Source organism: Streptomyces sp. NPDC026500, from assembly GCF_055567635.1.
Map to the genome: position 1 here is coordinate 93916 of NZ_JBVHQB010000022.1, position 12578 is coordinate 106493.

At 69.9% G+C, this 12578-nt stretch carries 12 protein-coding genes; 9 read left to right on the forward strand and 3 right to left on the reverse strand.

The genetic code is table 11. The features are described 5' to 3' along the window. The 3 genes from idi to galE form a co-directional block, all read right to left on the reverse strand. Complete coding sequence (gene idi, locus ACZ4N5_RS32740) at window positions 1–594, reverse strand: isopentenyl-diphosphate Delta-isomerase (RefSeq protein WP_467760650.1); 594 nt, start codon at window positions 592–594, stop codon at window positions 1–3. Between the two features lie 356 nt (window positions 595–950). Further along, window positions 951–1889 (reverse strand): cation diffusion facilitator family transporter, encoded by a 939-nt coding sequence (locus tag ACZ4N5_RS32745; protein ID WP_467760651.1) that lies wholly within the window; start codon window positions 1887–1889, stop codon window positions 951–953. A gap of 134 nt (window positions 1890–2023) precedes the next feature. Beyond that, window positions 2024–3004, reverse strand: a complete 981-nt coding sequence (galE, locus tag ACZ4N5_RS32750) for a UDP-glucose 4-epimerase GalE (protein WP_467760652.1) — start codon at window positions 3002–3004, stop codon at window positions 2024–2026. 320 nt (window positions 3005–3324) lie between these two features. Here galE and ACZ4N5_RS32755 point away from each other — a divergent pair, with 320 nt between their 5' ends. The 9 genes from ACZ4N5_RS32755 (at window position 3325) to hpnD (ending at window position 12571) form a co-directional block, all read left to right on the forward strand. Next, window positions 3325–5121 carry a DUF5941 domain-containing protein gene (locus tag ACZ4N5_RS32755; RefSeq protein ID WP_467760713.1) on the forward strand — a complete coding sequence of 599 codons (1797 nt, stop codon included), beginning with the start codon at window positions 3325–3327 and terminating at the stop codon, window positions 5119–5121. After that, window positions 5118–5870, forward strand: a complete 753-nt coding sequence (locus ACZ4N5_RS32760) for a phosphocholine cytidylyltransferase family protein (protein ID WP_467760653.1) — start codon at window positions 5118–5120, stop codon at window positions 5868–5870. The genes ACZ4N5_RS32755 and ACZ4N5_RS32760 overlap by 4 nt, the downstream gene beginning before the upstream one ends. Further along, on the forward strand, window positions 5858–6919 hold the full coding sequence (locus tag ACZ4N5_RS32765) for an iron-containing alcohol dehydrogenase family protein (protein ID WP_467760654.1): 1062 nt from the start codon (window positions 5858–5860) through the stop codon (window positions 6917–6919). The genes ACZ4N5_RS32760 and ACZ4N5_RS32765 overlap by 13 nt, the downstream gene beginning before the upstream one ends. Further along, window positions 6897–7673: a CDP-alcohol phosphatidyltransferase family protein gene (locus ACZ4N5_RS32770; protein ID WP_467760655.1), complete on the forward strand. Its 777-nt coding sequence runs from the start codon at window positions 6897–6899 to the stop codon at window positions 7671–7673. The genes ACZ4N5_RS32765 and ACZ4N5_RS32770 overlap by 23 nt, the downstream gene beginning before the upstream one ends. After that, window positions 7670–8554, forward strand: a complete 885-nt coding sequence (locus ACZ4N5_RS32775) for a glycosyltransferase family 2 protein (RefSeq protein WP_467760656.1) — start codon at window positions 7670–7672, stop codon at window positions 8552–8554. Before ACZ4N5_RS32770 ends, ACZ4N5_RS32775 begins: the two co-directional genes overlap by 4 nt. Before the next feature lie 96 nt (window positions 8555–8650). Further along, window positions 8651–9580 carry an ABC transporter permease gene (locus tag ACZ4N5_RS32780; RefSeq protein ID WP_467760657.1) on the forward strand — a complete coding sequence of 310 codons (930 nt, stop codon included), beginning with the start codon at window positions 8651–8653 and terminating at the stop codon, window positions 9578–9580. Beyond that, complete coding sequence (locus ACZ4N5_RS32785) at window positions 9573–10352, forward strand: ABC transporter ATP-binding protein (RefSeq protein ID WP_355853703.1); 780 nt, start codon at window positions 9573–9575, stop codon at window positions 10350–10352. Before ACZ4N5_RS32780 ends, ACZ4N5_RS32785 begins: the two co-directional genes overlap by 8 nt. A 369-nt stretch (window positions 10353–10721) precedes the next feature. Next, the gene (gene hpnC / locus ACZ4N5_RS32790; RefSeq protein WP_467760658.1) at window positions 10722–11624 is read left to right on the forward strand and encodes a squalene synthase HpnC; all 903 of its coding nucleotides are present in this window, start codon (window positions 10722–10724) and stop codon (window positions 11622–11624) included. After that, window positions 11621–12571 carry a presqualene diphosphate synthase HpnD gene (hpnD, locus tag ACZ4N5_RS32795; RefSeq protein WP_467760659.1) on the forward strand — a complete coding sequence of 317 codons (951 nt, stop codon included), beginning with the start codon at window positions 11621–11623 and terminating at the stop codon, window positions 12569–12571. The genes hpnC and hpnD overlap by 4 nt, the downstream gene beginning before the upstream one ends. Window positions 12572–12578: the final 7 nt, after the last annotated feature.

The window sequence follows — 12578 nt, forward strand, 5'->3', positions numbered from 1 at the left end:
CTACCAGCCCGCGGACGGGCCCGTCAGCTCCCGGATCGCCGGACGGGCCGCGTCCAGCACCGTCATGAACCACGCCGAGAAGGGGTCCTTCGCGTGCCGCTCCGCCAGCTCGGCGGCGGTCACGAAGGCGGTCTGGCCGACCTCCTCCGGGTCGGGTCGCAGCGCCGACTGCACCATCCCGACGAACAGATGGTTGTACTCCTGCTCCACCAGACCCGAGTCCGGGTCCGGGTGGTTGTAACGGACCGTGCCCGCCTCGGCGAGCAGGGTCGGCGACACCCCGAGCTCCTCGTACGTCCGCCGGGCCGCCGCGGCGAAGGGTCCCTCGCCCGGGTAGGGGTGGCCGCAGCAGGTGTTCGACCAGACGCCGGGGGAGTGGTACTTGCCGAGGGCGCGCTGCTGCAGCAGCAGCCGGCCCTGTTCGTCGAAGAGGAACACCGAGAACGCTCTGTGCAGCTGTCCCGGGGCCTGATGAGCCGCGAGCTTCTCCGCCGTACCGATCGTGTTGCCGTCCTCGTCGACCAGCTCCAGCAAGATCGCTTCAACGGTGCCGTTCGACGAACTGTGCGTCGCGGTGGCAGGTGTGATCGGCATACCCATCCTTCGCATCGGTCTTCGAGCCTCAAGTCTGCCGTACGAAACCGGCACTCCCGGCACTTCGCGGCTCCCGCATGTCCCGCCCCGGGGAGCCCCGAGCGGGAAAGCGCGGCCGACGTGGGTCGGACGCCGGAAAGCGGCCGGACACCTGATCGTGCCCGGCGCCACCGGCACGGAATCGTCGAGGACGGGGGCCGACAGGTGTTCGAACGACCGGTCGAAACAGGTCCCGACGGCCACCGGCACCCGCGAGGTCGCGGGTGCCGGTGGCGCCGCCGAGCTCGCAGGGACGGGCAGCGGCACCAGCGACGTCGCCGGAACGGCCACCCGCACCGGCTCCGTCGACGGGAGGCTCAGTGACAGAGCTTCGCCTCGTGTTCCGCGTGTCCGCTCGGCTCCAGCTGGAACGTGCAGTGCTCGACGTCGAAGTGGACGCCCAGGCAGCCCTGGAGTTCGTGAAGGACCTTCTCGTGGCCGATCGCGTTCAGGACGTCGGAGCTGACGACCACGTGCGCGGAGAGGACCGGCATGCCGGACGTGATGGTCCAGGCGTGCAGGTCGTGGATGTCCTCGACGCCGTCGAGGGCCAGGATGTGCGCGCGCACGTCCGCCATGTCGACGCCCTTGGGCGCCGCCTCCAGGAGCACGTCGAGCGTCTCCTGGAGCAGCTTCCAGGTACGCGGAACGATCATCAGCGCGATGGCGATCGAGGCGATCGGGTCCGCCGCCTGCCAGCCGGTGGTCATGATCACCACCGCGGCGACGATGACCGCCGCCGAGCCCAGCGCGTCCGCCGCGACCTCCAGGAAGGCGCCGCGCACGTTCAGGCTGTCCTTCTGCCCGCGCATCAGCAGCGTCAGCGAGATCGTGTTGGCGACCAGACCGATCACACCGAACACGATGGTCAGTTCGCCGTTGGTGTCCGCGGGCGTGATGAAGCGCTGGATCGCCTCGACGAGCACGTAGCCGCCGACGACGAGCAGCAGCAGACAGTTGGCGAGCGCGGCGAGGATCTCGGCCCGCGCGTAGCCGAACGTGCGCTTCTCGCTCGGCGGGCGCGCCGCGAAGTGGATCGCGAGCAGGGCCATGCCCAGCCCCAGCGCGTCCGTCGCCATGTGCGCCGCGTCCGCGACGAGCGCGAGCGAGTCGGCGAGCAGACCGCCGAAGATCTCGACGACCATGACGGTGAGCGTGATCGCCAGCGCGACACGCAGCCGCCCGCGGTACGCGGCTGTCGCCGTACCGGTCGGGGGAGCACCGTGCGCGTGCCCGTGGTCGTGCCCAGCCCCCATGAAAGCCGCCTCCCGTTTCTGTTCGGTCCATACAGTCAACTACGGGCGGGGGGTATCGGGCAACGCTGCACTGAACACCGTTGTCATATGCTCTGACCTGCGGAAACGATTCGCAGGTCAGAGCACCGGCAAGATCAGGCGACTGTGGTCCCGGGATGGTGCTGCAGCCAGCCGCGCCAGGCCGACTCCACCATCTCGCGCACCTCGCGCCGCGCGCCCCAGCCGAGCTGCTCGGCGGCCAGGGCGGCGGAGGCGACCGCGCGCGGGGCGTCGCCGGCGCGGCGCGGCTCGACGACCGGCACGCGGGTGCTCCCGGTGACCTCGGCGATGAGCGCCATCAGCTCCCGCACGGAGACCCCCTCGCCGCGCCCGATGTTCACCGTCAGATCACCGCTCGCGCCGTCCGTCAGCCGCCGGGCCGCCGCGAGATGGGCCTCGGCGAGGTCGGCGACATGGATGTAGTCGCGCACGCAGGTGCCGTCCGGCGTCGGGTAGTCGTCGCCGAAGACCCGCGGGGCCTCGCCGCGGGTGAGGCGGTCGAACACCATCGGGACGATGTTGAAGATTCCGGTGTCGGCGAGCTCCGGGGAGGCCGCGCCCGCCACGTTGAAGTAGCGCAGGCAGACAGTGGCGATACCGTGCGCCCGGCCCGTCGCCCGCACCAGCCACTCGCCGGCGAGCTTCGTCTCGCCGTAGGGGCTCATCGGCGCACAGGGGGTGCCCTCCGTGATGAGGTCCACATCGGGGTTGCCGTAGACGGCCGCCGACGAGGAGAAGACGAAGCGTTTGACGCCCGCCCCCGCCACCGCCTCCAGAAGCGTCGCGAGGCCGCCCACGTTCTCCTGGTAGTAGCGCGTCGGCTCGGCCACGGACTCACCGACCTGCTTGCGCGCGGCGAGGTGCACCACACCCGTCACCGCGTGCTCCGCCAGGACCCGCTTGAGCAGTTCACCGTCCAGCGACGACCCCTGGACGAGGGGAATGCTCTCCGGAAGCCGGTTCGGTATCCCGGACGACAGGTCATCGAGGGCGACGACGCGCTCCCCGGCCTCCGTCATCGCCCGCGCCACATGTGCCCCGATGTAGCCGGCTCCGCCTGTGATCAGCCATGTCATGGACGACCACCCTATGCGGGTCCGGGACCATGCCCGTCGTGCCCCGGTTTCGGGGGTGTGCCGGGTGCCGTGCGCCGTGCCGGGATTGCGCCGGTCTGCGAACGCGCGTTTGTGAGCCGGACCCGGAATCCCCGATGATGACCGCGGCGCCCGCAGGACAAAATCGGTTGATCGGGCCATGAACGGGCGGTGAACGCCCGCTTCCGTTCATCCGATAGCCTCTGCCGACATGCCGCCGGGGCCGCCGCCGTGGACCGGGGGCCATCCCATCACGCACACGCCGGACGCCAGGTCGCGCCGGCACTCAGGGAGTGAGTTCGCTGCCGACCGCCATCCTCACCGGCCAGCCGGTCCCCGGATCGTCGCTCGAAGGCGATCTGCGGTCGCTCGGCTTCGATGTGCGTCTCGCCTCCGACGCGGGCGAGACCGAGACCCTGCTCGCCGCCGTCCCGGCGAACGAGCGGGTCGCCGTCGTGGACGCCCGCTTCGTCGGGCACGCGCACGCCCTGCGCCTCGGCCTGACCGACCCCCGCTTCGAGGCCTCGGCCATTCCCGGCGCCGTCTCCGTACAGCCGGAGGCCCGGCGGGCGCTGACCCGCGCCGTGACCCGGGAGAGCGTGGCCGCGGGCAACGCGGCCGTCGCCACCGGGAACCTCGCCGAGCGCCTCGGCGAGGCACTCGACGCCGACGACCTCGCCGTGTACCGCCCGGAACTGGGCACCCTCGTCGCCGCGGTCCCCGCCGATCCGCAGGAGCGCAACGAGGTCCGGCAGGCCGTCCTGGCCGTCGACGACGAGGCCGTACGGTTGCGCAGCGCCGTCAAGGCCCGCGACGGCTTCTTCACCACGTACTGCATCAGCCCGTACTCGCGCTACATCGCCCGCTGGTGCGCCCGCCGGGGTCTGACCCCGAACCAGGTCACCACCGCCTCGCTGATCACCGCGCTGATCGCCGCGGGCTGTGCCGCCACGGGTACCCGCGCCGGCTATGTCGCGGCCGGTCTGCTGCTCCTGTTCTCCTTCGTCCTGGACTGCACGGACGGACAGCTCGCCCGCTACTCCCTCCAGTACTCGACGCTCGGCGCCTGGCTGGACGCGACCTTCGACCGCGCCAAGGAGTACGCCTACTACGCCGGCCTCGCGCTCGGCGCGGCCCGCAGCGGCGACGACGTGTGGGCGCTGGCGCTCGGCGCGATGATCCTGCAGACCTGCCGGCACGTCGTGGACTTCTCCTTCAACGAGGCGAACCACGACGCCACGGCCAACACCAGCCCCACCGCGGCCCTCTCGGACAAGCTCGACAGCGTCGGCTGGACGGTCTGGGTGCGCCGGATGATAGTCCTGCCCATCGGCGAACGATGGGCGATGATCGCCGTGCTCACGGCGCTGACGACCCCACGTATCACCTTCTATGCGCTGCTCGTCGGCTGCGCCTTCGCGGCCACCTACACCACGGCCGGCCGGGTGCTGCGCTCGCTGACCCGCAAGGCGCACCGCACGGACCGCGCCGCGCAGGCGCTCGTGGACCTCGCCGACTCCGGCATGCTCGCCGAGTACCTGACCCGCTTCGCGGGCCGCCTCCCGCGGGTCGGCCCGGCGCTCGTCGCCTTCGCCGCCGGGGCGATCGTTGTGACCTCCGCCGCACTCGCGCCCTACGGCAGCTGGTGGCCCGTCCTCGGCGCCGTCGTGTACGTCCTGCTGTCGCCGGCCGCCCTGCTCAGGCCCCTGAAGGGCGCCCTCGACTGGCTGGTCCCGCCGTTCTTCCGCGCGGCCGAATACCTCACCGTTCTGGCACTGGCGGTCAACGCCGACGTGAACGGAGCACTTCCGGCGGCTTTCGGCCTGGTGGCCGCGGTCGCCTACCATCACTACGACACGGTGTACCGCATTCGCGGAAACGCCGGAGCCCCCCCGCACTGGCTGGTGCGGGCGATCGGCGGGCACGAAGGCAGGACGCTGCTGGTCACCGTCCTGGCCGCGCTGCTCACCGCCGCACAGTTCAAGGTCGCGCTCACGGTGGTTGCCGTGGCCGTGGCACTGCTGGTGCTCGTCGAGAGCATCCGCTTCTGGGTGTCCTCCGGGGCACCCGCCGTACACGACGAAGGAGAACCTGCATGATCGGCCTTGTGCTGGCGGCCGGCGCCGGACGGCGTCTGCGTCCCTACACTGACAGCCTCCCCAAGGCGCTTGTGCCGGTTGGCCCCGAGGGCATGGAGGACTCCATCACGGTCCTGGACCTGACCCTCGGCAACTTCGCCGAGATCGGTCTGACCGAGGTCGGCATCATCGTCGGCTACAAGAAGGAAGCCGTCTACGACCGCAAGGCGGCCCTTGAGGAGAAGTACGGCCTCAAGATCACCCTCATCGACAACGACAAGGCCGAGGAGTGGAACAACGCCTACTCCCTGTGGTGCGGACGTGACGCCCTCAAGGACGGTGTGATCCTCGCCAACGGCGACACCGTGCACCCGGTCTCCGTCGAGCGGACGCTGCTCGCCGCCCGCGGCGACGGCAAGAAGATCATCCTCGCGCTCGACACGGTGAAGAAGCTCGCCGACGAGGAGATGAAGGTCGTCGTGGACCCCGACAAGGGCGTCCAGAAGATCACCAAGCTCATGGAGCCGTCCGAGGCCACCGGCGAGTACATCGGTGTGACCCTCATCGAGGGCGACGCGGCCGCCGAACTGGCCGACGCCCTGAAGACGGTGTGGGAGACCGACCCGCAGCAGTTCTACGAGCACGGCTACCAGGAGCTCGTCAACCGCGGCTTCAAGATCGACGTCGCGCCGATCGGCGACGTCAAGTGGGTCGAGATCGACAACCACGACGACCTCGCCAAGGGACGTGAGATCGCGTGCCAGTACTGACGAGGCTCATCCCCTCGCCGGTCGTCGTCGACATCCGTCCGGGCGCCCTGGACGACCTCGCGAGCGTGCTCAGCGACGAGCGGATCTCGCACTCGGGCAAGCTGGCCATAGCGGTCAGCAACGGCTCGGGCGCGAGGCTGCGTGAGCGGATCGCCCCGACGCTGCCGGGCGCCACCTGGTACGAGGTCGGCGGCGGCACGCTCGACGACGCGATCCGGCTGGCCGGCGACATGAAGTCCGGGCACTACGACGCCGTCGTGGGCCTGGGCGGCGGCAAGATCATCGACTGCGCGAAGTTCGCCGCGGCGCGGGTCGGACTGCCGCTGGTCGCCGTGCCCACGAACCTCGCGCACGACGGTCTGTGCTCGCCGGTCGCCACCCTCGACAACGACGCGGGCCGCGGCTCGTACGGTGTGCCGAACCCGATCGCCGTGGTCATCGACCTCGACGTGATCCGTGAGGCGCCGGTCCGGTTCGTCCGGGCGGGCATCGGGGACGCGATCTCCAACATCAACGCGATCGCGGACTGGGAGCTGTCCAACCGGGTCAACGGCGAGAAGATCGACGGCCTGGCCGCCGCCATGGCGCGCCAGGCGGGCGAGGCCGTCCTGAGGCACCCCGGAGGTGTCGGCGACAACGGCTTCCTCCAGGTGCTCGCGGAGGCGCTCGTCCTCACCGGCGTCGCGATGTCGATCTCGGGCGACTCCAGGCCGGCCTCCGGCTCCTGCCACGAGATCAACCACGCCTTCGATCTCCTCTTCCCCCAGCGCGCGGCGAGCCACGGCGAGCAGTGCGGCCTGGGCGCGGCCTTCGCGATGTATCTGCGCGGGGCCCACGAGGAGGCGGCGTACATGGCCGAGGTGCTGCACCGGCACGGACTGCCGGTACTGCCCGAGGAGATCGGCTTCACCGTGGACGAGTTCGTGCAGGTCGTGGAGTTCGCTCCGCGGACCCGGCCCGGCCGCTACACGATCCTCGAACATCTCGACCTGAAAACCCACCAGATCAAGGACATCTACTCCGACTATGCCAAGGCCATCGGTAGCTGAACTCCGCCCCGTCGTTCATCCCCCAGGGGTGAAGGACCGGCGCAGTGGTGAGCACTGGGCGGGACGCCTGTACATGCGAGAGATCTCGCTGCGCTGCGACCGCTACCTGGTGAACACCAGGATCACGCCCAACCAGCTCACGTACCTGATGACCCTCTGTGGTGTGCTCGCGGCCCCCGCCCTTCTGGTGCCGGGGATCGCGGGCGCCGTCCTCGGCGTGGTGATGGTCCAGCTCTACCTGCTGCTCGACTGCGTCGACGGCGAGATCGCGCGCTGGAGGAAGCAGTACTCGCTCGGCGGGGTCTATCTCGACCGTGTCGGCGCCTATCTGACCGACGCGGCCGTCCTCGTCGGCCTCGGTCTGCGCGCCGCCGACCTGTGGGGCGGAAGCATCGACTGGCTGTGGGCCTTCCTCGGCACACTGGCCGCCCTCGGCGCGATCCTGGTCAAGGCCGAGACCGATCTCGTCGGTGTCGCCCGCCATCAGAGCGGGCTGCCGCCGGTCAAGGAGTCGGCGTCCGAGCCCCGCTCCTCGGGTGTGGCACTGGCCCGCCGGGCCGCCGCGGCGCTCAAGTTCCACCGGCTGATCCTCTGCATCGAGGCGTCCCTGCTGATCCTGGTCCTCGCGGTCGCGGACCAGATCAGGGGCGACCTGTTCTTCACCCGGCTCGGCACCGCCGTGCTCGCCGGCATCGCGCTCCTGCAGACGGTGCTGCACCTGGTGTCCATCCTCGCTTCGAGCAGGCTCAAGTGAGTACGGCGACGAAGGTCGGCGCGGTGATCATCACCATGGGCAACCGCCCCGACGAACTGAGGGCCCTTCTCGACTCCGTGGCCAAGCAGGACGGCGACCGCGTCGAGGTGGTCGTGGTCGGCAACGGCTCACCCGTCCCGGACGTCCCCGCCGGTGTCCGGACGGTCGAACTGCCCGAGAACCTCGGCATCCCCGGCGGCCGCAACGTCGGCATCGAGGCCTTCGGCCCCGGCGGCACCGACGTCGACGTCCTCCTCTTCCTGGACGACGACGGCCTGCTGGCCCACCACGACACGGCCGAGCTGTGCCGACGGGCCTTCGCCGACGACCCGGAACTCGGCATCATCAGCTTCCGCATCGCCGACCCCGAGACCGGCGAGACCCAGCGCCGCCATGTCCCGAGGCTGCGCGCCGCCGACCCGATGCGCTCCTCTCGCGTCACGACGTTCCTCGGCGGCGCCAACGCCGTCCGCACGAAGGTCCTCGCCGAGGTCGGCGGGCTCCCGGACGCCTTCTTCTACGCCCACGAGGAGACCGACCTGGCCTGGAGGGCCCTCGACGCCGGCTGGATGATCGACTACCGGTCCGACATGGTGCTGTACCACCCGACGACCGCCCCTTCGCGGCACGCGGTGTACCACCGCATGGTGGCCCGCAACCGCGTCTGGCTCGCGCGCCGGAACCTTCCCGCGCCGCTCATCCCGGTCTACCTCGGTGTCTGGATGCTCCTGACGCTGCTGCGCCGCCCCTCGGGTGCCGCATTGCGGGCCTGGTTCGGCGGATTCAGGGAAGGCTGGACAAGTCCGTGCGGACCTCGCCGTCCCATGAGGTGGCGCACGGTGTGGCGGCTGACTCGACTGGGCCGACCCCCAGTCATCTGACAAGCTCGATTCTGAGAGCACCCGGACCCCACCCGGTCCCCGGCTCATGCCACGCCCGACCAGGCGGTGCGCATCTTGAAGACGAAAGTTCCCCTTGTGAGTGAGACCACGCAGGACGGCGTAGTCGCGGTGAGCGACCGGCCGTCACCCGATGACGGGCTGTCGGCGGCCGAGATGGCCGCCAAGTACGGGCTCGCGGTCAGCGGTGCCCGGCCCGGCCTGGTCGAGTACGTTCGTCAGCTGTGGGGCCGGCGGCACTTCATCCTCGCCTTCTCGCAGGCCAAGCTGACCGCTCAGTACAGCCAGGCCAAGCTGGGCCAGCTCTGGCAGGTGGCGACGCCGCTGCTCAACGCGTTCGTCTACTACCTGATCTTCGGCCTGATCCTGAAGGCCAACCGCGGTATGTCGCACGACGTGTACATCCCGTTCCTGGTGACCGGCGTCTTCGTCTTCACGTTCACGCAGAGCTCGGTCATGGCGGGCGTCCGGGCGATCTCGGGCAACCTCGGGCTGGTGCGCGCGCTGCACTTCCCGCGTGCCTCGCTGCCCATCTCGTTCGCCCTCCAGCAGCTCCAGCAGCTGCTCTTCTCGATGATCGTGCTGTTCGTCGTGGCCATCGCCTTCGGCAGCTACCCGGGCCTGTCCTGGCTGCTGATCATCCCGGTGCTGTTCCTGCAGTTCCTTTTCAACACCGGCCTCGCGCTGATCGTGGCGCGGATGGGTGCCAAGACGCCCGACCTCGCCCAGCTGATGCCGTTCATCCTGCGCACCTGGATGTACGCCTCCGGTGTCATGTTCTCCATCAGCGCCATGCTCGTCGGCCGCCCGGAATGGATTGCCCGGGTGCTCCAGGCGAACCCGGCCGCCGTCTACATGGACCTGATGCGCTACGCGCTGATCGACGGCTACGGCTCCTCCCACCTGCCCCCGCACGTGTGGGCCATCGCCGTCTTCTGGGCCGTGATCACGGCCGTCGGCGGTTTCGTGTACTTCTGGAAGGCTGAAGTGAGGTACGGCCGTGGCTGAGCTCGAGAAGAGGTCGCACATCCCGACCGTCATCGCGGACGAACTGCACATCGTCTACCGCGTGAACGGCGCCAAGACCGGCAAGGGCAGCGCCACCGCCGCCCTCAGCCGCATCCTCAAGCGCGGCGAGGAACGCGGTGTGCGCAAGGTGCACGCCGTCAAGGGTGTCTCCTTCACCGCGTACCGGGGCGAGGCCATCGGCCTGATCGGTTCGAACGGTTCCGGCAAGTCCACGCTCCTGCGGGCCATCGCCGGTCTGCTCCCCGCGGAGAAGGGCAAGGTCTTCACGGACGGCCAGCCCTCGCTGCTCGGCGTGAACGCGGCCCTGATGAACGACCTGACCGGCGAGCGGAACGTCATTCTGGGCGGTCTCGCGATGGGCATGTCCCGGGAGCAGGTCAGGGAGCGCTACCAGGAGATCGTCGACTTCTCGGGCATCAACGAGAAGGGCGACTTCATCACCCTGCCGATGCGGACCTACTCCTCCGGCATGGCGGCCCGGCTGCGCTTCTCCATCGCGGCGGCCAAGGACCACGACGTCCTGATGATCGACGAGGCCCTCGCGACCGGTGACCGCTCCTTCCAGAAGCGGTCCGAGGCGCGGATCCGCGAGCTGCGCAAGAGCGCGGGCACGGTGTTTCTGGTCAGTCACAACAACAAGTCAATCCGCGACACCTGCGACCGCGTGCTGTGGCTGGAGCGCGGCGAGCTGCGCATGGACGGTCCGACCGAGGACGTCCTCAAGGAGTACGAGAAGTTCACGGGCAAATAGCCCGTTCGGCCGACGACAGGACCGAGGCCCCGCCGGAACTCTCCGGCGGGGCCCTGCGTCTGCAAAGGAAACGCCAACTCCCGTCGGCATTAGGAATCTTGACGCCAATCGGTGTGTTGTTGTGATGTGCAGGACACCCCGGCGGAGTGTGCCGCGTTGTACAACGTAAGCTGTACCGGTGCTGAATCGCGTCAAGTAGGGCGATAATACGCGACACCCGGCACCGTCACGCCGAGCGGATCTCCGGGCGGCGTGTCCGAAATGGGCAGTGTTGGGTCGGCAGTGTAGAACGGGAGATGTGACGGCAATGGCTACGGTGACTCTCCAGCTCCGCGATGCGTGTGCCGTCCTCGCGCCGGGCGGCGAGCGGTGACCGAAGCCGGGACGGCCCGCACCGGCGATCCGGAGCGCGGCACCCTCGACAAGGCCGCGGACGAGAACTTTCCCGTGGCCCCGTTCTTCCTGCCCAGGGCCTGGCGCGACGATCTGATGGCGGTGTACGGCTTCGCCCGCCTCGTCGACGACATCGGTGACGGCGACCTCGCCCCCGGCGGCGCCGACGCCCGTCTGCTCGGCGTGTCGGCCGCGGAGGCCGACGACCGCATGGTCCTCCTCGACGCTCTCGAAGCCGATCTTCACCGGGTGTTCGACGCGACTCCGCGTCACCCCCTGCTGCGCCGGCTCCAGCCCGCGGTCCGCCGCGCGGGCCTCACCCCCGACCCCTTTCTCGGCCTGATCGCGGCCAACCGCCAGGACCAGCTCGTCAAGCGGTACGAGACCTACGACGATCTGCTCGCCTACTGCGAACTGTCCGCGAACCCCGTCGGCCGCCTGGTCCTCTCCGTCACCGGAACGTCCACGGCCGAGCGGGTCCGCCACTCCGACGCCGTGTGTACGGCGCTGCAGATCGTCGAACATCTCCAGGACGTCGCCGAGGACCTCGGCCGCGACCGCGTCTACCTGCCCGCCGCCGACATGAAGCGCTTTCACGTCGTCGAAGCGGATCTTGCCGTCCCCACAGCAGGCGCATCGGTGCGAGCACTGGTTGCATACGAAGCAGAACGCGCCTTGAACCTCCTGAATGAAGGCACCCCCCTCGTGGGTAGCGTCCACGGCAGGCTGAAGCTGCTGCTCGCGGGGTTCGTTGCGGGGGGAAGGGCGGCAATCCGTGCGATTGCCGCCGCCGAATACGACGTACTTCCCGGCCCGCCCAAGCCCGGCAAGCTCCAGCTGCTGCGCGAGGTGGGAGTGACTCTGCGAGGAAAGGGGTGATCCGGACCGTGGAGTCGGAACAGCACGTGTCCGCACCGGTACTCGCCGCGTACAGCTATTGCGAGGCGGTGACCGGTCAGCAGGCCCGCAATTTCGCGTACGGCATCAGGCTTCTGCCGACGCCCAAGCGTCGTGCGATGTCGGCGCTCTACGCGTTCTCCCGGCGCGTCGACGACATCGGCGACGGCGTGCTGGCACCGGACGTGAAGGCGGTGCGCCTGGAGGAGACCCGGGCGCTGCTCGCCCGCGTCCGCGCGGGCGCCGTCGCCGAGGACGACACCGACCCGGTCGCGGTCGCCCTCAGCCACACCGCCGGGTACTTCCCCGTACCCCTCGGGGGCCTGGACGAACTCATCGACGGCGTGCTGATGGACGTACGCGGTGAGACGTACGAGACCTGGGACGACCTGAAGGTCTACTGCCGGTGCGTGGCCGGGGCGATCGGGCGGCTCTCGCTCGGGGTCTTCGGCACCGAACCGGGGGCGCGTGGCGCCGAGCGCGCGCCGGAGTACGCGGACACGCTCGGGCTCGCGCTCCAGCTCACCAATATCCTGCGGGACGTCCGAGAGGACGCCGCGGGCGGGCGCACCTATCTGCCCGCCGACGACCTGGCCAAGTTCGGCTGCTCGGCCGGGTTCAACGGGCCGACTCCACCGCCGGGCTCCGACTTCGCGGGCCTCGTGCACTTCGAGGTGCGGCGGGCGCGTGCCCTGTTCGCCGAGGGCTACCGGCTGCTGCCCATGCTGGACCGGCGCAGCGGCGCCTGTGTCGCGGCCATGGCGGGCATCTACCGGCGTCTCCTCGACCGCATCGAGCGTGAGCCGGAGGCCGTACTGCGCGGCCGGGTCTCGCTGCCGGGGCGCGAGAAGGCGTACGTCGCCGTGCGCGGCCTCTCCGGCCTCGATGCCCGGCACGTGTCCCGCCGCACTGTCCGGAGGCGTGCCTGATGGACAA